The organism is Mycobacterium sp. IS-1590, assembly GCF_001500025.1.
Classification (GTDB): Bacteria; Actinomycetota; Actinomycetes; order Mycobacteriales; family Mycobacteriaceae; genus Mycobacterium.
Map to the genome: position 1 here is coordinate 274,040 of NZ_LQIW01000001.1, position 24,602 is coordinate 298,641.

26 protein-coding genes are annotated in these 24,602 nt (G+C 68.1%); 20 read left to right on the forward strand and 6 right to left on the reverse strand.

Annotated elements, in window-relative coordinates:
• Positions 1 to 317 precede the first annotated feature (317 nt).
• The 4 genes from AU197_RS26405 (at position 318) to AU197_RS01355 (ending at position 4,248) form a co-directional block, all read left to right on the forward strand.
• Positions 318 to 1,013 (forward strand): hypothetical protein, encoded by a 696-nt coding sequence (locus AU197_RS26405; RefSeq protein ID WP_197415424.1) that lies wholly within the window; start codon positions 318 to 320, stop codon positions 1,011 to 1,013.
• A gap of 152 nt (positions 1,014 to 1,165) precedes the next feature.
• A complete protein-coding gene (gene glmM / locus AU197_RS01345; RefSeq protein ID WP_064400575.1) occupies positions 1,166 to 2,503 on the forward strand; it encodes a phosphoglucosamine mutase in 1,338 nt (445 codons plus the stop codon).
• Between the two features lie 40 nt (positions 2,504 to 2,543).
• Positions 2,544 to 2,840 carry a DUF7162 family protein gene (locus AU197_RS01350; protein WP_064400576.1) on the forward strand — a complete coding sequence of 99 codons (297 nt, stop codon included), beginning with the start codon at positions 2,544 to 2,546 and terminating at the stop codon, positions 2,838 to 2,840.
• 1 nt (position 2,841) lies between these two features.
• Positions 2,842 to 4,248 carry a hypothetical protein gene (locus AU197_RS01355; RefSeq protein ID WP_064400577.1) on the forward strand — a complete coding sequence of 469 codons (1,407 nt, stop codon included), beginning with the start codon at positions 2,842 to 2,844 and terminating at the stop codon, positions 4,246 to 4,248.
• Between the two features lie 7 nt (positions 4,249 to 4,255).
• Here AU197_RS01355 and AU197_RS01360 read toward each other — a convergent pair whose 3' ends face one another.
• Positions 4,256 to 4,465: a hypothetical protein gene (locus tag AU197_RS01360; protein ID WP_064400578.1), complete on the reverse strand. Its 210-nt coding sequence runs from the start codon at positions 4,463 to 4,465 to the stop codon at positions 4,256 to 4,258.
• Positions 4,466 to 4,659: 194 nt separating this feature from the next.
• Here AU197_RS01360 and AU197_RS01365 point away from each other — a divergent pair, with 194 nt between their 5' ends.
• Positions 4,660 to 4,881, forward strand: coding sequence for a hypothetical protein (locus AU197_RS01365; RefSeq protein ID WP_064400579.1), 222 nt, complete (start codon positions 4,660 to 4,662; stop codon positions 4,879 to 4,881).
• Here the strand turns inward: AU197_RS01365 and AU197_RS01370 are convergent.
• From AU197_RS01370 to AU197_RS01380, 3 genes are all read right to left on the reverse strand, one after another.
• On the reverse strand, positions 4,878 to 6,164 hold the full coding sequence (locus AU197_RS01370) for a DEAD/DEAH box helicase (protein WP_064400580.1): 1,287 nt from the start codon (positions 6,162 to 6,164) through the stop codon (positions 4,878 to 4,880). The genes AU197_RS01365 and AU197_RS01370 overlap by 4 nt on opposite strands.
• A gap of 201 nt (positions 6,165 to 6,365) precedes the next feature.
• On the reverse strand, positions 6,366 to 7,406 hold the full coding sequence (locus tag AU197_RS01375; RefSeq protein WP_064400855.1) for an LLM class F420-dependent oxidoreductase: 1,041 nt from the start codon (positions 7,404 to 7,406) through the stop codon (positions 6,366 to 6,368).
• 37 nt (positions 7,407 to 7,443) lie between these two features.
• Positions 7,444 to 8,289: a dienelactone hydrolase family protein gene (locus tag AU197_RS01380; protein WP_064400581.1), complete on the reverse strand. Its 846-nt coding sequence runs from the start codon at positions 8,287 to 8,289 to the stop codon at positions 7,444 to 7,446.
• Between the two features lie 55 nt (positions 8,290 to 8,344).
• Here AU197_RS01380 and glmS point away from each other — a divergent pair, with 55 nt between their 5' ends.
• The 3 genes from glmS to gad all read left to right on the forward strand — a co-directional run bounded on the left by glmS (position 8,345) and on the right by gad (position 13,158).
• On the forward strand, positions 8,345 to 10,213 hold the full coding sequence (glmS, locus tag AU197_RS01385) for a glutamine--fructose-6-phosphate transaminase (isomerizing) (protein ID WP_064400582.1): 1,869 nt from the start codon (positions 8,345 to 8,347) through the stop codon (positions 10,211 to 10,213).
• Positions 10,214 to 10,339: 126 nt separating this feature from the next.
• The gene (locus AU197_RS01390) at positions 10,340 to 11,761 is read left to right on the forward strand and encodes an NAD(P)H-hydrate dehydratase (RefSeq protein ID WP_064400583.1); all 1,422 of its coding nucleotides are present in this window, start codon (positions 10,340 to 10,342) and stop codon (positions 11,759 to 11,761) included.
• Positions 11,762 to 11,775: 14 nt separating this feature from the next.
• Entirely contained in the window at positions 11,776 to 13,158 is a 1,383-nt protein-coding gene (gad, locus tag AU197_RS01395; RefSeq protein ID WP_064400584.1) for a glutamate decarboxylase, read from the forward strand.
• A 4-nt stretch (positions 13,159 to 13,162) separates the two neighbouring features.
• Here gad and AU197_RS01400 read toward each other — a convergent pair whose 3' ends face one another.
• Positions 13,163 to 14,197: a helix-turn-helix domain-containing protein gene (locus AU197_RS01400; RefSeq protein WP_064400585.1), complete on the reverse strand. Its 1,035-nt coding sequence runs from the start codon at positions 14,195 to 14,197 to the stop codon at positions 13,163 to 13,165.
• A gap of 60 nt (positions 14,198 to 14,257) precedes the next feature.
• On the opposite strand from AU197_RS01400, the gene AU197_RS01405 reads away from it, so the two are divergent.
• From AU197_RS01405 to AU197_RS01455, 11 genes are all read left to right on the forward strand, one after another.
• Positions 14,258 to 15,208, forward strand: a complete 951-nt coding sequence (locus tag AU197_RS01405) for an alpha/beta hydrolase (RefSeq protein ID WP_064400586.1) — start codon at positions 14,258 to 14,260, stop codon at positions 15,206 to 15,208.
• Entirely contained in the window at positions 15,205 to 15,582 is a 378-nt protein-coding gene (locus AU197_RS01410) for a cupin domain-containing protein (protein ID WP_064400587.1), read from the forward strand. Before AU197_RS01405 ends, AU197_RS01410 begins: the two co-directional genes overlap by 4 nt.
• A gap of 32 nt (positions 15,583 to 15,614) precedes the next feature.
• Positions 15,615 to 16,802 (forward strand): alanine racemase, encoded by a 1,188-nt coding sequence (gene alr / locus AU197_RS01415; RefSeq protein WP_502687847.1) that lies wholly within the window; start codon positions 15,615 to 15,617, stop codon positions 16,800 to 16,802.
• Positions 16,802 to 17,920, forward strand: a complete 1,119-nt coding sequence (locus tag AU197_RS01420) for an alpha/beta fold hydrolase (protein ID WP_064400589.1) — start codon at positions 16,802 to 16,804, stop codon at positions 17,918 to 17,920. The genes alr and AU197_RS01420 overlap by 1 nt, the downstream gene beginning before the upstream one ends.
• Positions 17,913 to 18,380: a tRNA (adenosine(37)-N6)-threonylcarbamoyltransferase complex ATPase subunit type 1 TsaE gene (gene tsaE / locus AU197_RS01425; RefSeq protein WP_064400590.1), complete on the forward strand. Its 468-nt coding sequence runs from the start codon at positions 17,913 to 17,915 to the stop codon at positions 18,378 to 18,380. The genes AU197_RS01420 and tsaE overlap by 8 nt, the downstream gene beginning before the upstream one ends.
• Positions 18,359 to 18,994 (forward strand): tRNA (adenosine(37)-N6)-threonylcarbamoyltransferase complex dimerization subunit type 1 TsaB, encoded by a 636-nt coding sequence (gene tsaB, locus AU197_RS01430; protein ID WP_197415425.1) that lies wholly within the window; start codon positions 18,359 to 18,361, stop codon positions 18,992 to 18,994. The genes tsaE and tsaB overlap by 22 nt, the downstream gene beginning before the upstream one ends.
• Positions 18,991 to 19,443 carry a ribosomal protein S18-alanine N-acetyltransferase gene (gene rimI / locus AU197_RS01435; RefSeq protein ID WP_064400591.1) on the forward strand — a complete coding sequence of 151 codons (453 nt, stop codon included), beginning with the start codon at positions 18,991 to 18,993 and terminating at the stop codon, positions 19,441 to 19,443. Before tsaB ends, rimI begins: the two co-directional genes overlap by 4 nt.
• Positions 19,440 to 20,465 (forward strand): tRNA (adenosine(37)-N6)-threonylcarbamoyltransferase complex transferase subunit TsaD, encoded by a 1,026-nt coding sequence (tsaD, locus tag AU197_RS01440; protein ID WP_064400592.1) that lies wholly within the window; start codon positions 19,440 to 19,442, stop codon positions 20,463 to 20,465. Before rimI ends, tsaD begins: the two co-directional genes overlap by 4 nt.
• 181 nt (positions 20,466 to 20,646) lie before the next feature.
• The gene (gene groES, locus AU197_RS01445; RefSeq protein ID WP_046754122.1) at positions 20,647 to 20,949 is read left to right on the forward strand and encodes a co-chaperone GroES; all 303 of its coding nucleotides are present in this window, start codon (positions 20,647 to 20,649) and stop codon (positions 20,947 to 20,949) included.
• 94 nt (positions 20,950 to 21,043) lie between these two features.
• Positions 21,044 to 22,672, forward strand: coding sequence for a chaperonin GroEL (groL, locus tag AU197_RS01450; RefSeq protein WP_064400593.1), 1,629 nt, complete (start codon positions 21,044 to 21,046; stop codon positions 22,670 to 22,672).
• 171 nt (positions 22,673 to 22,843) lie between these two features.
• Positions 22,844 to 23,209 carry an Rv1352/Rv1906c domain-containing protein gene (locus AU197_RS01455; protein ID WP_064400594.1) on the forward strand — a complete coding sequence of 122 codons (366 nt, stop codon included), beginning with the start codon at positions 22,844 to 22,846 and terminating at the stop codon, positions 23,207 to 23,209.
• Between the two features lie 9 nt (positions 23,210 to 23,218).
• Here AU197_RS01455 and AU197_RS26410 read toward each other — a convergent pair whose 3' ends face one another.
• Entirely contained in the window at positions 23,219 to 23,584 is a 366-nt protein-coding gene (locus tag AU197_RS26410; RefSeq protein WP_197415426.1) for a cupin domain-containing protein, read from the reverse strand.
• Positions 23,585 to 23,691: 107 nt separating this feature from the next.
• Between AU197_RS26410 and AU197_RS01465 the strand changes: the two genes are divergently transcribed.
• On the forward strand, positions 23,692 to 24,549 hold the full coding sequence (locus tag AU197_RS01465; protein ID WP_064400596.1) for a LysR family transcriptional regulator: 858 nt from the start codon (positions 23,692 to 23,694) through the stop codon (positions 24,547 to 24,549).
• The last annotated feature ends 53 nt before the right edge of the window (positions 24,550 to 24,602 follow it).

Sequence of the window (24,602 nt, forward strand, 5' to 3'; positions counted from 1 at the left end):
GTATCTCACACCACCTCGGCACCGTCTGGGTACCGAAAAAAGTTTGCCGCGTCGGTGAACAATTGTGTGATCGGCTATCGCGCCCGTTCATGCGGCGATGAAGACCTTGTTGACCTCGTAGCTAATTAGGTCGGTTCGACATACTTACGGGGCCGAAAATTAATTCGGTATTTGCTGTTTATCTCTCCATTTCACGAGGAACCACCGCCGTGGAAGCACGGATGCTGCGCAGGGCGGTCCAATACCGCCACCGGCGTGACGTCAGGAGCAGTCGGGGGGCCGGGCCGCTGCTTCTTTGAATGATGAATGGAGTGATCATGAAAACTCACCTCACGCGATTGCTCACCGTATTGGTGAGCGCCGCAATGTTGGTGCTGGTGGGGGGGCTGACCGGCAGCGGAACTGCTGCAGCGCAGCCACCGGGCGTGGGAAAGAAGAACGTCGTCCAGGTGCAGGGGACCGGCCCGGATGGGGTCAAGTTCAACGGGCAGTTCGTGGCGACCGGCGCCAAGGAAGTGACCCAACAAGAGGGACCGGCGACCGCCGACGGCAACGGGGCGACCTCGTCGAACACCGGCATCGCGTTGACCGGTCAGCTGATCGGCAAGCTGGTCTCGCCGGGGCAGCCGCAACCGGGGAACGCACCGGGTGATCGGGGCGCGGCCCAGGATGTCAACATTTCGAATTTCTCGATGCCCGTCAACGAGATCTCGGCACCGGGCTCAGAAGCGCAGCCGTCATCGGCGACGACCGGCCAGGACGACCAGGTCCGTTTCGCGAGCCAGCAGGCCGTTTGCGATGTCCTCAACCTGGTGTTGGGGCCTCTGCATCTGGAGCTGCTCGGCCTGATCGTGGACCTGAATCAGGTGGTGCTCAACATCACCGCGGATCCGGGTGGCGGCTTGCTCGGCTCGCTGCTGTGTTCGCTCGCGGGTGGACTGCCCGTGCCGCCCAACCCGCTGCAGCCGATCATCGATCTGCTGAACCAGATTCTCGGCATCCTCGGAGGCTGACCTGCCGAACCGTGAATAACCCCTTCGACCTCACCGCCCGCATCCGACCGGATACGGGCGGTGAGTCGCGTCTGGGTACCGATTCGGCGACGGCACGACCCACGACCCACGCGGTTGGCTCTGCAGCGGCCATTTATGAGAAGTTTGTCGGCATGGCTCGACTGTTCGGCACCGACGGCGTGCGCGGCGTCGCCAACCAGGATCTGACCGCCGAACTGGCCTTGGCCCTCGGTTCGGCGGCGGCACGCCGGTTGGCCACCGCCGGTGGGCACGCCAGGCGGGTGGCCGTCGTCGGCCGCGACCCCCGGGCCAGCGGAGAGATGCTCGAGGCGGCGGTCATCGCCGGGCTGACCAGCGAGGGCGTCGATGCGCTGCGGGTGGGGATACTGCCGACCCCGGCCGTCGCCTACCTGACCAGCGCGTACGACGCCGACTTCGGCGTCATGATCAGCGCCTCGCACAATCCGATGCCCGACAACGGCATCAAGATCTTCGGCCCCGGCGGCCACAAACTCGACGACGCCACCGAGGACCGGATCGAGGAACTGGTCCACCAGGGTCCGGGTAACCGGCCCACCGGCGCCCGTATCGGCCGAGTGGTGGACGCCGGGGACGCCCTTGACCGCTATCTGCGGCATGTCGGCAAGGCCGTCACGACCAGGCTGGACCATCTCACCGTCGTCGTCGACTGCGCCCACGGCGCCGCCTGGGCCGCCGCCCCGCAGGCCTACCGCGCCGCGGGAGCCAACGTCATCACGATCAATGCCCAGCCTGACGGGTTGAACATCAACGAGCGCTGTGGCTCGACGCATATGGAGACTCTGCGGTCCGCGGTGGTGTCCTACGGAGCCGACCTGGGCCTCGCACACGACGGCGACGCCGACCGGTGCCTCGCGGTCGACGCCCACGGGCGCGTCATCGACGGTGACGCGATCATGGTCATTCTCGCCCTCGCCATGCAGCAGAGTGGCGAGCTGGCGTCGAACACCTTGGTGACGACCGTGATGAGCAATCTCGGCCTGCACCTGGCCATGCGGGCGGCCGGGATCGAGGTGTGCACGACGAGTGTGGGGGATCGCTACGTGCTCGAGGAACTGCGCGCCGGCGGATATTCGCTCGGCGGTGAGCAGTCCGGCCACATCGTGATGCCGACGTTCGGTACGACGGGCGACGGCATCGTCACCGGGTTGCGGTTGATGTCGCGCATGGCGCAGACCCGCAGCCCACTCGCCGTGCTGGCCGAGCCGATGCGGACGCTGCCTCAAGTTCTGATCAACGTCGAAGTCGCGGACAAGGCGACCGTCGCCGACGCGCCGTCGGTACGCACCGCGGTCGCCGAGGTGGAAGCCGAACTCGGCGATACCGGTCGAATCCTGCTGCGCCCGTCGGGAACCGAGCAAGTCGTGCGGGTGATGGTGGAAGCTGCCGACGAAGACACCGCACGGCAGTTGGCCGTGCGGGTGGCCGAGCAGGTCAGCGCGCAACGCTGAGCGTGGAACCGCCCGCCGTCGGCGCGCGTCCAACCCCTATATGGACACAACTCGTGTCGACGCCGCCACCTTGTTGAGCGTCGCGCGGCACTACCAGGGTGTGGCCGACACCGTCGACGCCACCGTGCGGACGCATCTGGGCGGCTTGGTGTTTGACGGGTCGGGTGCGGGACGATCCTATGTCGCCGGTGGTGACGCGGTGCGGTCAGCGGTCGACGACGTGGTGCGCCAGTTGCGGCTGTGGTCCCGCGCGTCGGCCGAGATCGCCGTCGCGCTCCGGGCAGCCGCCGACCGATACGCCGAAGCCGACGCACGCGCCGCCGAACGATTGGGTTGACATGGGCGAGACCTTCGATGCCAGCGCACGATTAGCGGACGGTGGGCCGGGTGTCGATGATGTCGCGCAGTATGTCCTGGCGTGTCAGAGCCTGGGCTATCGACATCCTGACCTGACGGCACACCCCGGACAGGTGCACGACTGGTACGCCGCCGAGGCCGGTTTGGACCTCGGCGCTCTCGAGTCTGACTGTGCTGCACTGCAGGTGGCCGCGACGGCGGTCGAGGATGCGCTGGTGCGCCAGGAAGCTCAGCTGGCCGCGCTGACGAGCTCATGGCAGGGCATCGGCGCGAACGCATCTCGGGAGTTTCTGCGCCGCCACGACGAAGCGGCCACCGTCGCTGCGACGGCCGCTCGCAGCGCCGCATCCGCGCTGACCGAGCTGCGTGAGCGGTTGTGGCGGGCGGTGGACGACAAAGTGGCGACGGTGGTGGGCATCGCCGACGGTGTACAAGCCAGACGCGAGGACTGGTTGGCGGCGGCGCACACCGTCACCACGGGTGCCGGCGACCGGGCGGTCGCCAGTGAGCTGGTCGACCACGAGGTTAAGCCGTTCGTGGACACCGTGATCGGCGGCGAGTGGGTTGCCGCGATGCGGGAGGCCACCGATTCGATCAACGCGGCCTACGAGGCGGCGACGGCGCAGCTGGCATCCGAGGCGGCAGCGACGTTCGACATCCCCGGCGATCTCGGACCGGCGTGGCCGCCATCGTCGGCGGCGGGTGTCGCCGAAACGCCGGTGGCGGGTGTACCCGCGACCTCCGCAGCGGGCGCCGCGGCAAACCCGGTTGCGCCGTCTCCCGTCCCACCGGCCGGATGGGGCGCATCCGCTGCCCTACCCGTCGCACCGCCGCCGTTCGCACCGCCGGCGGTGACGCCGCTGCCGACCGAAGCTCCGGTCCCGCAGTCGGCGGCCGCTCCGTCGTTGCCCTCGCTCGGCGGAGGATTGCCCGACTTCGGAGGCGGTCTAACGAGTTTCGGCCAGCAATTGGGTGACATGCTCGGCGGATTGCTGGGCGACGGTGCGCTCGACGCCGCCGTCGACGATGACGAGCGCAACGGCCTGCCCACACCCGATCCCGACGAGCTCGATGACGGTGAAACGACAGAGACGCAGGAGACTTCAGGGGCGACTGGGGCTGGCGAGGAGGGCGAGGATGAGGCGGCAGAACCCGACGACGCCACCGATCCCGCGGTCGCCGAGACGATGTGTCAACCCGAACCGCCACCGGATTCCGAGCCCGCACCGCCCGAGGAGCCGCCCGCAACGGTGCCTCCAGAACCGCCGACCGTGCCTCCGGGAGCATCTGCGGTGCCGCCCGAGCCGCTCGCGGTGCCGCCGCAGCCATCAGAGGCCGGTACGCCGTGCGAGATCGCCGCCGATGAGCTACCGCAGGTCGGCGAATGATCGACAGTTACGAACGGAAGTCCCGGTCGGGGCCGTTGACCAGCAGTCGGACACACTCGGCGGCGATCAACCGACTCCGGTGGTTGGTACCGCAGTGGTCACACCAGAAATGGACGGCCCCGCTGTCGATCTCGTGACGTACGTGGCCCCTGGGCGTCGTCGAGATTCGCGCACCGCGCTCGGACGTGATGCGCGGTGGGTAGGTGATCGTTCCCATTGCCGCACCCCCTTCAGGAGTGAAACCCGGATACCCAAGGCTGCACGATGATCACCACATCTGTGGTCACGTTTGGGTAACCAAATTGATGACAATCCGGCGTTGCCGCAACGGAAAGACGGGCCAGCTACTGCCCAAAGTTTGCTGCGCGGAGCATCTTCCGGCGCCCATGAGGTAGCGTCGCTCCGACGAAGTTGCGGCTGCGAGAGCTTCTGTTCTTCGTCATCATCGGTGCGGGGGGCTCGCTCGTCGGCGACCACAGCCCTATCGTCAGCGGGACCACCGAGTACTTCACCGATGCGGTGCCGTTCGCGTGGAGCAGTCCCATCTGGCTTCCGGTCTCCGTCGCCTTGGCAACGGTGTCACTGGCCGAACGCATCAGGGCCTCGCCGGTGTCCGGCGATCGTCTGCGCTAGGCCCTCGCGGGACGCCGCGACCGCGTCGGGCGCCGACGCCGCTGCTGATGGTCCCTGGCCGTCGACGTCTGGTGTGGCCGCGTGGGTTCGGGTCTGCTGGCGACGATCGGGTCACCGAACGTCCGCTCGCCAGGGGCGATCTCACTCAGAACCGGATGCGAGGAGCCGCTGAAGCGGGTGATCGTCGGCTTGACCCCGGCCTTGCGGGTCAGCTGTCGCACGTCGGACACCTGTTCGTCGAGCATCAGCGTCACCACCGTGCCGTCGGCCCCCGCACGCGCCGTGCGTCCCGACCGGTGCAGGTACGCCTTGTGTTCGACGGGTGGGTCGGCGTGCACGACGAGGCTCACGTCGTTGACGTGGATGCCCCGCGCGGCGATGTCGGTAGCGACCAGCACGGTCGCCGAGCCGTCGGAGAACGCCGCGAGGTTGCGGGTGCGAGCGTTCTGCGACAGGTTGCCGTGCAGTTCCACTGCCGATACGCCGCGTGAGTTCAGCTGTCGGGCAAGGTTCTTGGCGCCGTGCTTGGTGCGCGCGAACACGATGGTCCGGCCGGGAGACGCGGCCAGGTCGGCCAGCACGCCGAGGCGGGCCGCCTTGTCGACGTGCAGTACGTGGTGCTCCATCGCCGTCACCGGCGACTGTTCGGAATCGACGCTGTGCACAACGGGATCGGTCAGGTACCGCTTGACGAGCACGTCGACGCCGCCGTCGAGTGTGGCGGAGAACAGCATCCGCTGCCCCGTGCGAGGGGTCTTGTCCAGCAGGCGTTTCACCGGAGGAAGGAAGCCGAGGTCGGCCATGTGGTCGGCTTCATCGAGCACGGTGATCTCGACGCCCGACAGGTCGGCATGGCGCGATTTCACGTGGTCTTCGAGCCTGCCCGGGCAGGCGATGACAATGTCGACGCCTTGACGCAGCGCCTGGATCTGGGGATTGGGCCCGACGCCGCCGATGATCGTCACGGTGCGCAGATCGGTGGCCGCCGCCAGCGGTGCGAGTGACGCGCTGATCTGGGCGGCCAGTTCGCGCGTCGGCGCGAGGATGAGCGCACGGGGACGGCCGGGAACGCGTTTGGCCGGGCTCGCAGTGAGTCTCGTCACCACGGGCAGCAGGAAGGCGTATGTCTTCCCGGATCCGGTGCGACCGCGACCGAGGACATCGCGGCCGGCCAGCGAGTCGGGCAGCGTCGCTGCCTGGATCGGGAACGGTGACTCGACGCCGGCGGCGGCCAGAGTGGCCACTACGGCCTTCGGCAGGCCGAGGTCGGCGAAAGTGGGCACGGTTGTGCCACAGGGGTTTTGCACAGACAAGTAAAAGCTCCGAAAGTTCAGTGTGGTCGTCCTGCCCGGCGCGGATGATCCGCGGCGCTCGGTGTGACGATCGAACTAGGTCGATTATCGCCTTCGGCGATGCGGCAAAAGGCAGAACAGAAGATGCCGCTGTGCCCACAGTACACGCGCATCGGCGTTCGGCGTAATCGGCTAGGGCAGCAACCCGTGCAGTTCTTCGACGAATCCCACGATTTCACGCCGGTCGACGGAAAGTGGCTGCAGCAGAAGCGTCGTCGCACCGGCCTCGGCGAACGCGGCCAGTCGCTCCTTGACGAAGCCGCGCGGCCCGACCAGCGACACGCTGCGCACGAGTTCGTCGGGCACCGCCGCGATCGCCTCGGTTTTCTTGCCCGCGAGGTAGAGGTCCTGGATGGTGTTGGCGACCTCGCCGTACCCGTAGCGGGTGGCCAGGTTGTGGTAGAAGTTACGACCGCGCGCACCCATACCGCCGATGTACAACGCCAACTGCGGTTTCACCCAGGACAACCGATCGTCGACGTCCTCGCCGATGGCCAGGGGAGCGCTGACCATGACATCGAGCGGACCCAACGAGGGTTCGCGTTTGGCGAAGCCGGCGCGCAGCGCCTCACCCCACACCGCATCGGCCTGCTCGGGGTGGAAGAACACCGGCTGCCACCCCTCGGCGATCTCCGCGGTGAGTTCGACGTTCTTTGGCCCCAGAGCGGCGATCGTGATCGGAATACGTTCGCGCACAGGATGATTGATCAGTTGCAACGGCTTGCCCAGGCCCGTGCCCTGATCGCTGGGCAGTGGGATCTGGTAGTGCTTTCCGTCGAACTGCACACGCTCGCGGCGCCACACCTGCCTGCAGATCTCGACCACTTCCCGGGTGCGTCCCAACGGCGCGTCGAACGGCACCCCATGGAAGCCCTCCATCACCTGAGGGCCGGACGTGCCGATGCCGAGCCGGAATCGGCCTCCCGAGACGTAGTCCAGGCCCGCGGCCGTCATCCCCAACAACGTCGGCGTGCGGATGTAGATCGGCACGACGCCGGTCCCGAGTTCCATGCGCGTCGTCCTGGCCGCCAGGAAGCCGAGCTGACTGATCGCGTCGTAGGAGTACGCCTCGGCGACCAGGGCGAGATCGACGCCGACCTTCTCGAGCTCGACGACCTGGTCGACGGCCTGCAGGAAGCCGTCGGTGTAGTTGAGGAAGATCCCGGTGCGCATCATCGAGTTATACACCCAACCGGTTGGTTGGTCTCGGTCAGGGCTTCAACAGCGCGACGACCTTGTTCTCCAGGTCCACCGGGTCGTCGGCGAACGGATCCATGACCGAGGCCTTCGGCAGATCGACCTCGGGGTCGGCGAAATCCCGGTACGTCTTGTCGCCGGTCAGCGTGTGCAGGAGGAATCCGGTGAGCAGAGCGCGGACCACCTTCTGGGTGCCACGGTCGGCGCCCGGCAGGCCGACGACGCGGGACAGGCGGCGACCTTCGATCAGCCCGCCGCCTTTGAGCTTGCGCAGGTTGCGCAGGGTCGCACCCCGCCACACCCGGGCCAACTCCACAGCGTTCGACCGCAGCGACATCGGATCCCCGGGGTCGGCCAGAATCAGGCCGGGCACCTGCAGCGTCGCCGCAGGCTCTTCGGCCGGTGGCGCGGTCACTGTGGGGAACATCGCAACGACGGATTTCGGTTTGACCGGCAGGCCCGCCGCGGCGAACACCGCCGCGGACCCGCCGAACCCGTGGCCGACCACACCGAGCTTGTGGGGGTGCACGCTGATTTCACCCGGTCCCAGCCGGACACCGGTGATGATGTCGAGCGTCGTGCCCAGGTCATAGGCGAAGTTGAGCGCCGAGGGGGCCAACCCCGTCTCGGTCGCCGGAGCCGCCGCGACGATGCCCCAGGACGCCAGATGTTCCAACGTGCCCGAATAGCGGTCGGCTGCGGCAAGCCAATCGTGGCCGAAGGCCACCCCGGGCAGGCTGAAGCCGGACTCGGGGGTGAACACGACACCGGGAAGCCCGGCAAAGGCCAGGTCACCTCGCAAAACGCGGTGCGGGCCGCGTCGGGTCAAGGCCTTGAAGAGCTTCTTCGTGCTGGCCACCAGACGACCGTAGCCGACGGGGTTGCAGGCCGCTCTTGCACTACCCTGAATGCCTATGTGCGGAATCGTCGGGTACGTCGGGCAGCGTCCTGCCTGCGACATCGTCGTCGATGCGCTGCGCCGGATGGAGTACCGAGGCTACGACTCCTCGGGGGTTGCTCTGCTCGACGGACACGGCGGGCTCACGGTCCGCCGCCGGGCCGGTCGGCTCGCCAACCTGGAATCAGCGCTGGCCGACACCGACGCGTCCAGCCTCGCGGGCAGCACCGGCCTGGGGCACACCCGGTGGGCCACCCACGGCAGGCCCACCGACCGCAACGCCCACCCGCACCGCGACGCCGCGGGCAAGATCGCCGTCGTCCACAACGGGATCATCGAGAACTACGCCGCGCTGCGCGCCGAACTCGAGAAGACGGGGGTGGAGTTCGCCAGCGACACCGACACCGAGGTCGCGGTGCACCTGGTCTCCTGGCAGTTCCACCACGGCCCCACCGCGGGAGATTTCGCCGCGTCCGTGCTCGCGGTGCTGCGGCGCCTCGAAGGGCACTTCACGTTGGTGTTCGCCAACGCCGACGACCCCGGCACGATCGTTGCGGCGCGCCGCTCCACGCCCCTGGTGGTCGGCGTCGGTGACGGCGAGATGTTCGTCGGCTCGGATGTGGCCGCCTTCATCGAGCACACCCGCGACGCGGTGGAGCTCGGCCAGGATCAGGCGGTGGTCGTGACCGCCGACGGGTATCGCATCACCGACTTCGACGGCGTGGACGACGGCGCGAGCGCCCGGTCGTTCCATATCGACTGGGACATGTCGGCTGCCGAAAAGGGCGGCTACGAGTACTTCATGCTCAAAGAGATCGCCGAGCAGCCCGCCGCGGTCTCCGACACGCTGCTGGGCCACTTCGTCGACAACCGCATCGTGCTCGACGAACAGCGGTTGTCCGATCAGGAACTGCGTGAGGTCGACAAGGTCTTCGTGGTGGCGTGCGGCACCGCCTACCACTCCGGGCTGCTGGCCAAGTACGCGATCGAGCACTGGACCCGGTTGCCCGTCGAGGCCGAGCTCGCCAGCGAATTCCGTTATCGCGACCCGGTTCTGGACAGTCACACCCTGGTGGTGGCGATCTCGCAGTCCGGCGAGACCGCCGACACCCTCGAGGCGGTGCGCCACGCCAAGGAGCAGAAGGCCAAGGTGCTGGCGATCTGCAACACCAACGGCAGCCAGATTCCGCGCGAATGCGACGCCGTGCTCTACACGCGCGCCGGACCCGAGATCGGGGTGGCGTCGACCAAGACCTTTCTCGCCCAGATCGCGGCCAATTACCTTGTCGGGCTTGCACTCGCACAGGCGCGCGGCACGAAGTACCCCGACGAGGTCGAGCGTGAATACCGCGAGCTGGAGGCCATGCCCGAGCTCGTCGCCCGCGTACTGGAGACCGTCGAACCGGTCAGCGCGTTGGCGCACCGCTTCGCCCAGTCGCCGACCGTGCTGTTCCTCGGCAGGCACGTCGGTTATCCGGTCGCGCTCGAAGGTGCGCTCAAGCTCAAGGAACTGGCCTACATGCACGCCGAGGGCTTCGCGGCGGGTGAGCTCAAACACGGTCCGATCGCGCTGATCGAGGACGACCTCCCGGTCATCGTCGTGATGCCCTCACCGAAGAACTCCCCGATGCTGCACGCCAAGCTGCTGTCGAACATCCGCGAGATCCAGGCGCGTGGCGCGGTCACCATCGTGATCGCCGAGGAGGGCGACGACACCGTCCGCCCGTACGCCGACCACCTGATCGAGATCCCCGCGGTGTCAACGCTTTTCCAGCCGCTGCTGTCGACCATCCCGCTGCAGGTGTTCGCCGCGGGCGTCGCACAGGCTCGTGGCTATGACGTCGACAAGCCCCGCAACCTGGCCAAGTCCGTCACCGTCGAGTAGTGCCGGGCCGGGTCGGGGACCTCGACCGCGCGAGACTGAACTTGTGGTGGCTGATCGGCGAGAATCTCGGCGATAAGTTCAGTTTCGGCGTCCTGAGCGCCGCCGCGCCCACTAACGTGGTCAGCGATGCGGCACTACTACACCGCGGAGAAGATTCGCGAAGCTGAAGCGCCGCTATTGGCGTCCCTGCCCGACGGTGTCCTGATGCGCCGCGCCGCCAACGGCCTTGCCGTCGCGATCGCGCGGGAACTGGTGCTGCGCACCGGCGGAATCTCCGGGCGACACATCTGCGCCGTGGTCGGTTCCGGTGACAACGGCGGCGATGCGTTGTGGGCCGCGACGTTCCTGCGCCGGCGTGGCGCCGGGGCCGCCGCCATATTGCTGAACCCGGACCGCACCCACCCCAAGGCGCTCGCCGCGTTCACCGCTGCCGGTGGGCGCATCGTCGGATCGGTTCCGGCGGGCACCGACCTCGTGATCGACGGCGTGGTGGGGATCTCCGGGTCCGGGCCGCTGCGGCCCAACGCCGCCGAGGTGTTCGCCGCGGTCGACGAAGCAGGTGTTCCGGTGGTGGCCGTCGACATCCCGAGCGGCATCGATGTGCAGACCGGGGTCGCCGACGGACCCCATGTGCGCGCAGCCGTGACCGTGACGTTCGGCGGCTTCAAACCCGTTCACGCACTGGGTGAATGTGGTCGTGTCGACCTGATCGACATCGGTCTGCAGTTGTCGCCCTCGGAGATGGTTTCGTTCGATGCCGCCGATGTGGCCGCCCGCTGGCCGATACCAGGACCGACCGACGACAAGTACACCCAGGGGGTCACCGGGATCCTCGCCGGTTCCGCCACCTACCCCGGCGCCGCGGTGCTGTGCACCGGTGCGGCGGTCGCCGCGACGTCGGGCATGGTCCGCTACGCCGGAACCGCCGGGCAGCAGGTCCTCACGCAGTGGCCGGAGGTGATCGCCGCGCCGAGTGCCAGCGCATCGGGTCGGGTGCAGACCTGGGCCGTGGGACCCGGCCTCGGTACCGACGACACTGGCGCGGCCGCCCTGTGGTTCGCATTGGACAGCGGCCTGCCGGTGGTGGTCGACGCCGACGGGTTGACGATCCTGGCCGCCCACCCCGATCTCGTCGACGGTCGCCAGGCGCCGACGGTGTTGACTCCGCACGCGGGCGAGTTCGCTCGCCTGGCCGGTTCGCCGCCCGGCGACGATCGCGTCGGCGCCACCCGCAGGCTCGCCGACCGGCTGGGCGTCACCGTGCTGCTGAAGGGCAACGTCACGGTCATCGCCGAACCGGGCGGCCGGGTCTACCTCAGCCCCGCCGGCCAATCCTGGGCCGCCACAGCGGGTTCCGGCGATGTGTTGACCGGCGTCATCGGCGCGCTGCTTGCCGCGGGCCTGCCCGCCGGCGAGGCGGCCGCCGCGGCCGCGTTCGTCCACGCCCGCGCCGCGAACCTGGCCGCCTCCGATCCGGGGCCCTATCCCGCCCCGACTTCGGCGTCGCACATCCTCGCCCACATTCGAACCGCCCTAGCCAGCCTGTAACGAGAGGAAATCTCATGCCCCCCACGCGCAGTCACGCACCGCAGATCGCCCCCGCCTACACCGGACGACTGGCGATGGCGCCGGTGCCGTCGCTGCGGCTGCCCGACGACGCGATGGATCCCGACGCCGCGTACCGGTTCATCCACGACGAGCTGATGCTCGACGGCAGTTCGCGACTGAACCTGGCCACGTTCGTCACGACCTGGATGGATCCGCAGGCCGAACGGCTGATGGCCGAGACGTTCGACAAGAACATGATCGACAAGGACGAGTACCCGGCGACCGCCGCGATCGAGCAGCGGTGCGTGTGCATGGTGGCCGATCTGTTCCACGCCGAAGGGCTGCGCGACGACGACCCGTCGAGCGCGATCGGTGTCTCGACCATCGGTTCCAGCGAGGCGGTGATGCTGGCCGGGCTCGCGATGAAGTGGCGGTGGCGCGAACGCGTCGGTGACAAGTGGAAAGGCCGGACACCGAACCTGGTGATGGGGGCCAATGTTCAGGTGGTCTGGGAGAAGTTCTGCCGCTACTTCGACGTCGAGGCGCGATACCTGCCGATGGCCGAGGACCGCTACGTCATCACAGCCGAGCAGGTGCTCGAGCACATCGACGAGGACACGATCGGTGTGGTGGCGATCCTGGGCACCACCTACACCGGGGAACTGGAACCCATCGGTGAGATCTGCGCTGCGCTCGACCAACTCGCGGCCGACGGTGGCCTGGACGTCCCGGTCCATGTCGATGCCGCCAGCGGGGGCTTCGTGGTGCCGTTCCTGCACCCGGACCTGGAATGGGACTTCCGGCTCCCGCGCGTGGTGTCCATCAACGTCAGCGGCCACAAGTACGGCCTGACCTATCCCGGAATCGGCTTCGTGGTGTGGCGCAGCGCCGAGTACCTGCCCGAGGGCCTGGTCTTTCACGTGAACTATCTCGGCGGCGACATGCCGACGTTCACCTTGAACTTCTCCCGACCCGGCAATCAGGTGGTGGGCCAGTACTACAACTTCCTGAGGCTTGGACGTGAAGGCTATTCGCAAGTGATGCATTCTCTTTCGCAGACCGCGCGGTGGCTGGGCGATCAACTGCGCGAAAGTGAGCACTTCGAGGTCGTCGCCGACGGGTCGGCGATCCCCGTGGTGAGTTTCAAGCTCACCGGCGACTTCGGTTACACGGAGTTCGACATTTCGCAGGGTCTGCGCGCGTTCGGCTGGCAGGTGCCCGCCTACACGATGCCCGAGGGCGCCACCGACGTCACGATGTTGCGCATCGTGGTGCGGGAGGGGTTCTCCGCGGACCTGGCCCGAGCGCTGCACGACGACATGGTCACCGTGCTCTCCCACCTCGACGAGCTCAAGCCGCGCGGCCACTTCAACCAGTTGCAGCCGTTCGCGCACTGAGCGCTCAGGTCCCCGACAACCGCCACGCGGTCACCGCGACGCTGGCCCGCAGCAGCCCGCCGGGTTCGGTGAGGTTGAATCCCATTGCCTTGCTGAGGTTCTCGAGGCGACGGGCCACGCTGCTGTGGTGCAGGTGCAAGAGGTCGGCGGCCCGACGCAGGGACGCCGTGGCGCAGTAGGCCTCCAAAGTTTCGAGATCGTCGGCACTGCCTGCCAACCGGCTCACCGCGGCGACATCCGGGTTCACGGCAACCGCTTCGCCGGACACCTCCGCGAGCAGCGACAGTGCGCCCAGCTCGTCGTAGCGCACGATCGGCCGTCTGGTGGTCGTGAAGCGCAGGGCCGTGCGCGCCTGGTACCAGCATCGGTCGGGCGCTTGTGCCGCGCCGATGCCGGCGCGGACCTCGGGCGGGAAAGCCGAGTCGTTCACCGTGCCCGCCAGGAGGACTCCGACATCGGCCAGGCGCGCCGCCCTGACTGGACGGCCCGGGCAGACGGCCCGGCCGATCCGGTCCAGCGCGAGCGATGAACGCACCGCTACGACACACACCGGATCGCCCGCTGGGAAGCCGAGCAGGCGCAGGGCACGGCTTCGGGCAGCGTCGTCGGAGTCACAACCGATCACGAGTTCGACGAGCGCCGGATCGGCCATCGTTGTCTGGGCGGGCCCATAGCGTTCGACCACCGCGGCCACCGCGATCGCCAGCCGGTCCAACACCATCTCGTCGAGCGGCCCGATCGGTCCACCGCGTTCCAGCCATACCGTGCCGATCTCCTCGTCGTCGAGGACGACGGCGGCGGCCGACGAGGCAGCCCCCGACGGTTCGGGGGCTGCCCGGCCGTCCGGTGACATCCGGATCGCCTGCCCGGTGGCGTGTAACCGGATTGCGGTCGTGCACTCGGCCAGACCCGCCGCGGCGCGTCCCAGCGCGGGCAGATCCACTCGTCTGCGCATCAGCGTGTCGAAGAACTGGACCACACGCAGCGCGCCCTCGGCGTCCGAATCCAGCCGCGACAGCCGCGCAACCAACGCCTCCATGTGTCGCAGGATAGGAGCCGATCGTCGGCGGGTTTCGTGGTTTTGCCCGACGAATGTCGGATGACTGGCACGGGGGTGACCGCCAGCATTGTGGACATGGATCCCGAACTCGAAGCGTTCCTCGCGCTGTTCCCGAAGGCTGACTTCGCCAATCCGGCCGAAGAGCGGAAGAACTTCGCCGCGCTGGCCGCGGCGATACCGGTACCTAATGTCGACGGCTTGCACGTCGAGGACATGACGGTGCCCGCCACACCCGACGTACCGGTTCGCGTCTACCGTCCTCAGGGCGCCCGCGCCGCGATCGTATGGCTGCACGGCGGCGGCTTCGTGATGGGGGATCGGGACACCGAGCATCCCTGGGCGATGCGCATCGCCGAGGGTGCCGGCGTCACCGTCGTGTCCGTCGGATACCGGCTGGCCCCCGAGAACCCGTTCCCTGCCGCGCTCGACGACGCGTACGCGGTGCTGAAGTGGACTGCCGCACACGCCGACGAACTGGGCGTCGACCCTGACCGGATCGCGATCGGTGGTCACAGTGCCGGTGCCGGTATCTCGGCGGCGCTCGCGCTGCGCGTCCGCGACGAAGGCGGGCCCGCCCCGTGCTTCCAGTTGCTCAACCAACCCGAGCTCGACGATCGCCAGGACACTCCGTCGGCGCGTGCGTTCACCGACACCCCCTGGATGAACCGCGCCAAGGTGACGGCGTCCTGGCGGCACTACCTCGGCGGCGCCCCCGCCACCCCCTACGCGGCGCCGGCCCGCGCGAGTGACCTGTCCGGCCTGCCGCCGGCGTACGTGGCCACCGCGGAGTTCTGCCCGAACCGTGACGAAGGGCTCGCCTACGCGATGCGGCTGCTGGCGGCCGGGGTGCCCGTGGAACTTCATCAATGGGCGGGCACCTTCCACGGTTCGCAGGCCATCCTGTCCGCCGAGGTGTCCCAGCGGCAGCTCACCGAGCTCGCCGACGTGTTGCGCCGCGCCGTGTCGGCCTACCGGGAGGTGCCCGCGTGAGAACGCACCCGATCGACATGTACACCTCAGCGGTCCGCCTGCTGCCCGACGGGCAGGTACACGACACGCCGCGCACGTTCGAAGCGGATCGACCCGGATGGTTTGTGATGGCCGAGCACGCCGCAACCGACGCCGACGTGCACGCCGATCACTGGGAGGTGCACCCCGAGGCTGAGGAGCTCGTCTTCTGCCTTCGCGGCGCCTTCCGCATCATCATCCGTGCGCGGGACCGCGAGGCCGAGGACGAGGTCGCGGTTCGCGCGGGTTCGGCGGTGATTGTGCCCCGAGGCCATTGGCACCGCATCGAGCTGGACGAGCCCAGCGACCTGATGGCCTTCACGGTCCTCGACGGCACCCGCCTGGCGCAGGCGTAGCGCGTCGGGCCCCTGGCCGCCCGTCTGGGACAATCGGCCGTGGTGAAACGACGATGCACACGACCGAGCTGACGACGCCGACCGCGATCGCGGCCCCCCAAACCGTGGTCGACCTCGACGCGATCGCCCACAACGTGCGGCTGCTGCGCGACCTCGCGGGCACCGCGCAGGTGATGGTCGTCGTCAAGGCCGACGGCTACGGGCACGGCGCCGCGCAGGTCAGCCGCGTCGCGCTGGCCGCGGGCGCCACCGAACTCGGCGTTGCGACCGTCGGCGAGGCGTTGGCGCTGCGCCACGACGGCATCACCGCTCCGGTGCTGGCGTGGCTGCATCCGCCCGGTACCGATTTCGCCCCCGCCGTGGCCGCCGACGTACAGATCGCGGTGTCGTCGGTGCGCCAACTCGATGACCTGCTCGACGCCGTCGCGCGCACCGGGCGCAGCGCTTCGGTCACAATCAAGGCCGACACCGGGCTCAGCCGCAACGGCGTCGGCGCGGCGGAGTTCCCGGCCATGATCGCCGCGCTCAAGCGGGCGCATGCCGACGAAGCGGTCAGCTTGCGGGGGCTGATGTCGCATCTGGTGCACGGCGACCAACCCGACGATCCGCTCAACGACGTACAGGCGCAGCGGCTCACCGAGATGCGGAGCTACGCCGCCGATCAGGGCGTGCGGTTCGAGATCATGCACCTTTGCAACAGCCCCGCCGCCATGACCCGGCCCGATCTGGCCTTCGACCTGGTGCGCGCCGGTATCGCGGTGTACGGCCAGACCCCGATACCCGAACGCGGGAACATGGGACTGCGTCCGGCGATGACACTGAAATGCCCTGTGGCGCTGGTTCGGTCGATACGGGCGGGCGACGGCGTGTCGTACGGGCACACCTGGGTCGCCGAGCGTGACACCACGGTGGCGTTGTTGCCGGTCGGTTACGCCGACGGGGTGTTCCGCCCGCTGAGCAACCGCATCGACGTCATGATCAACGGCCGGCGGTGCCGCAATGTCGGCCGGATCTGCATGGACCAGTTCGTCGTGGACCTCGGGCCGGGGGGCGGGGCGGTAGAAGGGGACGATGCGATCCTGTTCGGGCCGGGCACCCACGGTGAGCCGACGGCCCAGGAGTGGGCCGACCTGCTCGGCACCATCAACTACGAGGTCGTGACCAGTCCGCGTGGCCGCTTCGTACGGACCTATACCGGATCGATGGACAAGACACATTGATGGACGACAAAATTCCTGCCCCACGCCGCCGCAACGCGAACGGACGCTGGCTCGCGGGCGCTGCGGGTCTGACCGCGGTCGGCAGCGCGGCCGGAATGTCGGCCGCGCGCTCGCTGCGGCGTCGGCTCGACACCGTGGACCACTACAAGGACGAGGACTTCGAACTCCTCGACGCCGACCGCAGTTCGGTCGTCACCACGCCCGACGGTGTGTCGCTGGCGGTCCGCGAGGTCGGCCCGCAGGACGCGCCGCTGACCGTGGTGTTCGCGCACGGATTCTGTCTGCGCATGGGCGCCTTCTACTTTCAGCGTGTCAGGCTGACCGAGCAGTGGGGACCACAGGTCCGCATGGTGTTCTACGACCAGCGCGGACACGGGCAGTCAGACGAGGCGCCGCCGGAGACCTATTCGGTCACCCAACTCGGACAGGATCTGGAGGCGGTGCTGGCGGTGGTGGCCCCGCGCGGCCCCGTGGTGCTGGTCGGGCACTCGATGGGCGGAATGACCGTGCTGTCGCACGCGCGACAGTTCCCGCAGCACTATCCGAAGCGGATCGTCGGTGCGGCGATCATCTCCTCTGCGGCCGAAGGGGTTTCGCGATCGCCGCTGGGCGAGATCTTGAAGAACCCCGCACTGGAGGCAGTCCGGTTCGCGGTGCGGTACGCACCCAAGATGGTGCACCGCACCCGCGGGGCGGCGAAGTCGGTGATCGCGCCGATCCTGCGGGCGGGATCCTACGGCGACGAGAAGATCAGCCCGAGCGTCGTGGCGTTCTCGGAGCGGATGATGCACGGCACACCGATCGCGACACTCGTCGAGTTCCTGCACGCGCTCGAGGTGCACAACGAGATCGACGGCCTGACCACGCTGGCCAAGGTGCCGACCCTGATCGCGTGCGGCGATCGCGATCTGCTGACCCCGATGGAGTATTCGCAAGCCATGGCGGCGGTGCTGCCGAAGGCGCAACTGGTGATCGTCGGCGGCGCAGGACATCTCGTCCAGCTCGAACAACCCGAGGCGATCAACGAGGCGCTGGTGCGGCTCGTCGAACGCGCGACACCGTCCAAGCTCGTCGCGCTGACGAGGCGGGTGCGCGAGAAGGTCCGCAACAATGGGTGACCGCAGCTCGGGCACGGCCGAACTGCCGACCGCAGACGACACCGTCGCGCTCGGCGCCGAACTCGGTAGGCAACTGCACGCGGGCGACGTCGTCGTCCTGTCCGGCCCGCTTGGCGCGGGAAAGACCGTGCTCGCCAAGGGCATTGCGCAAGCGATGGACGTCGAGGGCCCGGTGATCTCGCCGACCTTCGTGCTGGCGCGCGTCCACCGGGCCCGCCGAACGGGTGCGCCCGCGATGATCCACGTCGACATGTATCGCCTACTCGACCACCCGTCGGTCGACCTGCTGGCCGAACTCGACTCGCTGGATCTGGACACCGATCTCGACGACGCCGTCGTGGTCGTCGAATGGGGTGAGGGGCTGGCCGAACGGCTCTCCGACAGCCACCTCGACGTGCGGCTCGAGCGTGCCCGCGACACGGAGGTCCGCAACGCGGTGTGGGAGTGGAGCAAGGCGTGAACATACTGGCCATCGACACCGCGACCCCGGCGGTGACGGCGGGCGTGGTTCGCCTCCACGAAATGGAGGTGCTCGCCGAGCGGGTGACGGTCGACGCACGCGCACACGCCGAGCAGCTCACCCCGAACGCGGTGCAGGCGCTGGCCGACGCGGGGCTCCGTGTCGATGAACTGGCCGCGGTGGTCGTCGGGTGCGGCCCGGGACCGTTCACCGGCCTGCGCGTCGGGATGGCCACCGCCGCGGCCTACGGGCACGCGCTGAACATTCCGGTCCACGGCGTCTGCAGCCTCGACGCCATCGGGGTGGACACCGTCGGCGACGTGCTCGTGGTGACCGATGCGCGCCGTCGCGAGGTCTACTGGGCGCGCTACCGCGACGGGGTGCGCACCGACGGACCCGGCGTCTGCACAGCCGCGGACGTGCCCGCAGGCGCCACCGCGGTCGCCGGCTCGCCCGAACACGCGGCGCTGTTCGATCTGCCCCGCCAGGAGCCCGTCTATCCGACCGTCTCGGGGCTGGTGCGTGCCGTGGCCGATTGGGACGCCGAGCCGGCCCCGCTCGTCCCGCTGTACCTGCGCCGGCCCGACGCCAAACCCTCGGTGCCCAGGCGATGAGCATCCAGTACGGGCCGCTGAAGCCGTCCGACGCGGCCCGATGCGCCGAATTGGAGGCCCAACTGTTCGACGGCGACGATCCGTGGCCCGAGCGGGCCTTCCTCGCCGAACTCGCCGCCAAGCACATCCGCTATGTCGCCGCACGCGATCAGGACAAGCTCGTCGGCTACGCCGGCATCGCTCGCCTGGGCCGAAAGAAGCCGTACGAGTACGAGATTCACACCATCGGCGTCGACCCCGCCTATCAGGGCAAGGGGATCGGCAAGCGCATGCTGGCCGAGCTGCTGGGCCACGCCGCGGGCGGTTGTGTCTTCCTCGAGGTTCGCACCGACAACGAAGCGGCGATCAAGATGTACGAAAGCTTCGGCTTCACCAATGTGGGGCTGCGCAAACGGTATTACCGGGCCAGCGGCGCCGATGCCTATACGATGCGGCGAGATCCGACATGACGATCATCCTGGCCATCGAGAGCTCCTGCGACGAAACCGGCGTCGGCATCGCCGAATTGGGTGCCGACGGATCGGTGCGCCTCCTCGCCGACGAGGTGGCTTCCAGCGTCGACGAACACGCCCGTTTTGGCGGGGTGGTCCCAGAGATCGCCTCCCGGGCGCACCTGGAGGCGTTGGGCCCGACGATGCGCCGCGCGCTGCAGGCCGCCGGGGTGGCCAGACCCGACGTCGTCGCCGCGACGATCGGGCCGGGGCTGGCAGGTGCGCTGCTGGTGGGAGTGGCTGCGGCCAAGGCTTATTCGGCGGCGTGGCAGGTGCCGTTCTACGCCGTCAACCACCTGGGTGGGCACCTGGCCGCCGACGTCTACGACCACGGTCCGCTGCCGGAGAGCATCGGCCTGCTGGTCTCGGGTGGGCACACCAACCTGCTGCACGTGCGATCGCTCGGCGAGCCGATCGTCGAACTCGGCAGCACCGTCGACGACGCCGCGGGAGAGGCCTACGACAAGGTGGCGCGCCTGCTGGGCCTGGGCTATCCCGGCGGCAGGGTGCTCGACGAGCTGGCCCGCGAGGGCGACCGGGACGCGATCGTTTTCCCGAGGGGCATGACCGGCCCACGCGACGATCCGTACGCGTTCAGCTTCTCCGGACTCAAAACCGCGGTCGCCCGGTACGTCGAAAGCCACCCGGAGGCGGCGACGGCCGATGTGGCGGCCGGATTCCAGGAAGCCGTCGCCGACGTGCTGACCCTCAAGGCGGTGCGGGCGGCCAAGGCGCTCGACGTCTCGACGCTGCTGATCGCCGGCGGCGTGGCGGCGAACTCGCGGTTGCGTGAGCTGGCCGAGGAGCGGTGCGCCGCCAACGGGCTGACGCTGCGGGTTCCGCGACCACGCCTGTGCACCGACAACGGCGCGATGATCGCGTCGTTCGCAGCGCATCTGATCGCGGCCGGGGCGGCACCGTCGCGGCTGGATGCCGTCAGCGATCCGGGCCTGCCCGTCGTGCAGGCACAAGTGGCCTGATCTTGTCGATACCCGGCCTTGAGTGCTAGCACTCTCGTGTATAGAGTGCTAGGTGGCACGCGGCCAACCCCTGCGCCGGCACCCGCGACGACGGTGCGTGGGCACGGATGCATGCCGAACACCTGGTAATTGAGAGATCCGGGTACCCGGATCGACACCCGAACTAGTGGAGGGCTCCATCGTGGCGAGCGTGAACATCAAGCCACTCGAGGACAAGATCCTCGTTCAGGCCAACGAGGCCGAGACCACGACCGCATCCGGTCTGGTCATCCCCGACACCGCCAAGGAAAAGCCGCAGGAAGGCACCGTCGTCGCAGTTGGCCCCGGCCGCTGGGACGAGGACGGCGAGAAGCGCATCCCGCTGGACGTCTCCGAGGGCGACACCGTCATCTACAGCAAGTACGGCGGCACCGAGATCAAGTACAACGGCGAGGAGTACCTGATCCTCTCGGCACGCGACGTGCTGGCCGTCGTCAACAAGTAAGCACCCGTGTTCCGCCCCGGGAATCCCCGTCCACACGGGTGATTTCCGGGGCGGCATGCGTCTATAGCGAATTGCGACTCAAAGAAAGACACCTATGAGTAAGCAGATTGAGTTCAACGAAACCGCGCGCCGCGCAATGGAAGCCGGCGTGGACAAGCTGGCCGACGCGGTGCGGGTGACCCTGGGGCCGCGCGGCAAGAACGTGGTGCTGGCCAAGTCGTGGGGCGGGCCGACCATCACCAACGACGGTGTGACGATCGCCCGTGAGATCGACCTGGAGGATCCGTTCGAGAACCTCGGGGCGCAGTTGCTCAAGTCGGTGGCCACCAAGACCAACGACGTCACAGGCGACGGCACCACCACCGCGACCGTGCTGGCTCAGGCATTGGTCAAGGGCGGGCTGCGCAACGTCGCCGCCGGCGCCAACCCGATCGCGCTCGGCGCGGGCATCGCCAAGGCCGCCGACGCGGTGTCGGATGCCTTGCTGGCCGCGGCCACGCCGGTGTCGGAGAAGAACGCCATCGCCCAGGTCGCCACTGTCTCGTCTCGCGACGAGAAGGTCGGCGAGCTGGTCGGTGAGGCGATGACGAAGGTCGGCGCCGACGGCGTCGTCTCCGTCGAAGAGTCCTCGACGCTGGAGACCCACCTGGAGATGACCGACGGCGTCGGCTTCGACAAGGGGTACCTCTCGGCGTATTTCGTCACCGACTTCGACGCCCAGGAGGCGGTGCTCGAGGACGCGCTGGTGCTGCTGCACCGGGAGAAGATCAGCTCGCTGCCCGACCTGCTTCCGCTGTTGGAGAAGGTCGCCGAGGCGGGTAAACCGCTGCTGATCGTCGCCGAAGATGTTGAGGGCGAGGCGCTTTCGACACTGGTGGTCAACGCCATCCGTAAGACGCTGAAGGCCGTGGCGGTCAAGGCTCCGTTCTTCGGCGACCGCCGCAAGGCGTTCCTCGACGACCTCGCCGTCGTCACCGGCGGCCAGGTCGTCAATCCGGATGTCGGCCTGATGCTGCGCGAGGTGGGTCTGGAGGTGCTGGGCACCGCTCGACGCGTCGTGGTGGACAAGGACAGCACCACGATCGTCGAAGGTGGCGGCACCAAGGAGGCCATCGAGGCGCGAAAGGCGCAGCTTCGGTCCGAGATCGAGGTCTCCGATTCGGAATGGGATCGCGAGAAGCTCGAGGAGCGGTTGGCCAAGCTGGCCGGCGGCGTTGCCGTCATTCAGGTGGGCGCCGCGACCGAGACCGATCTGAAGAAGCGCAAGGAAGCAGTCGAGGACGCCGTCGCGGCGGCCAAGGCCGCTGTCGAAGAGGGTGTCATCGCCGGTGGCGGTGCGGCCCTGATCCAGACCCGCGGCGCACTGGATAAGCTGCGCGACAGCCTTTCCGGCGACGAGCGTCTCGGTGTCGAGTTGTTCGCCGCCGCGATCAGTTCCCCGCTGTACTGGATCGCCACCAACGCCGGGCTCGACGGCGCGGTCGTGGTGAACAAGGTCGCCGAGTTGCCTGCCGGACAAGGCTTCAACGCGGCGACGCTCTCCTACGGTGATCTGACGGCCGACGGTGTCGTCGACCCGGTCAAGGTCACGCGTTTGGCGGTGCTGAACGCGGCGTCGGTGGCCCGCATGGTGCTGACCACCGAGACGGCTGTCGTGGACAAGCCCGAGGAGCCGGAGGACGACGGCCACGGCCACGGGCACGGCCATCACCATCATCACTGAGTAGCAATACGAAGCACCCCCGGTCTGGTGGCCGGGGGTGTTCTCGTTTGGGGCGAACCTCCAACGGTCAACTTTTCGTACAAGGGTGAGTGCTCGGTCGTCAGAATCCCGCATGCATCGCGATACTGGGGTTTACGCTGCGAGAACCTGACAACGAGGTGGTGAGGACGTATGCCACTGACACGTCTGTTCCGAGCGGCGGCGGTGATCGTCGGTATGACCGCGATCGCGACTGCACCACCGGTCGCCGCTGACCCGATGAACCCGATACCCGGCAACGGATTCTTTCTCGTCGGCCCCGACATCGCGCCGGGGGTCTACAACACGGGCGGTTCGGCGTCGACCTGGGCGGTCTACATCAACGATGTGCCGACCGAGGATTCGATGTGCGTGTGGTTCACCTACAGCACGCCGGATACGAACAAGGACAACGTCGTCGCCACCAACATGTCCGTCGGTCCGATGAACGCGAACATCAACTCGTCGGTGAAGGCCTTCGAGTCGCGGAACTGCCAACCCTGGACCCGCATCCCGTGACGCGATGATCTAATCGGTCGCGACGTGTGGCGGGTCGTAAATCACCAGGAACACAAGGTCTTCGGTGCCCGTATTGGTCAAGCTGTGCTGCGCGTTGGCCGGTACCTTGACGAACGTGCCGGGCGTGACGTCCCAACTGCGACCGCCGATGCGCAGGCAAGCGGTGCCGGTCAGAAAGAAGAAGGTGTGGTTGTAGTCGTGGTGGTGCGGCGTTGACCCGCCACCGGGGCCGAACTTGGTCAGTTGGGCACTGAACAGTGTCGAGTACTGGGTGCCGACCAAGTCGTCGCTGACCCAGAAGGCCCGACCGAGATCGGTCTGGTGCCAGACGATGTCATCCGGCGCGTACACCATCGGCGATGTCGACTCTGTCATTGTGGTTCTCCTTTACACGCGGCTTACCATTACTGAAACATTGTGCAAGTGGAAATGTTGATAACTAACCTGTTATGGGGCGATTGCGCCCCTGATATGGAGAGCCGATGCCGACGCTGGTGCAACTGACCACCTTCGTGGCCGTGGCCGAGCAGGGCGGCTTCACAGCCGCGAGCCGGCGCCTCGGGTTGTCCCAGCCGGCCGTCAGTCGCACTGTCGCCACCCTCGAAAAAGAGCTCGGCTCGAAGCTGTTCATCCGGCGCCGCGACGCTCTCGCGCTCACCGAGGCCGGTGCGGTTGCGCTCACGCACGCCCGGGAAGCGTTGCGGCACTTGACGTTGCTGCGTACCGAGGTGGCCGGACTATCCGGCGGGGTCACCGGCACGCTGAGGATGGCCAGCCTGCCGACCGCAACGGGGCCGTTCGTCGCCCCACAACTTCGCGCCTACGCACGCCGTCACCCGGCTGTCGCCATTCGATTGCTCGAGGGGAGCGAGGAAGAAGTCCTGGACTGGCTCGATCAGGGCGTGGCCGAGGCGGGCGTCGTCAGCCTTCCCGTCAAAGGGTTGGAAGCCGCGACGCTCGGGGACCAGGTGCTGGCCGCGGTGGTGCCGGCCGACTCCGATCTGGCGTCGAAAGAGGTCGTCACCTATGCCGACCTGGCGAGCGTGCCTTTCGTGCGGGGCAAAGGTGGCTGCGCCGACGTGTTCATGCCGATTGCTCGACAGGCGGGTGTGGAGCTCGACCTGGCCTTCGACGCGCGTGAGATTTCAGCGGCCCTCGAGATCGTGCGGGGCGGACTGGGTGTGAGCATCCTGCCGGTCGCCGGCCTGCCCGAGGTGCCCGGAGTCGTGAGCCGACCGTTGGTCCCGCAGACGGTCCGCCGCCTCGGCATCGCCGTCTCCGCGAGCGCATCGCGGGCCGCACGGGCGTTCCTCGACCAGATCGCCGCCCTCAACCGTTGACCGTTTTGGCAAAGATCCGGGCCCGGTATAACCTGGTCGGCGTGAACATCGCG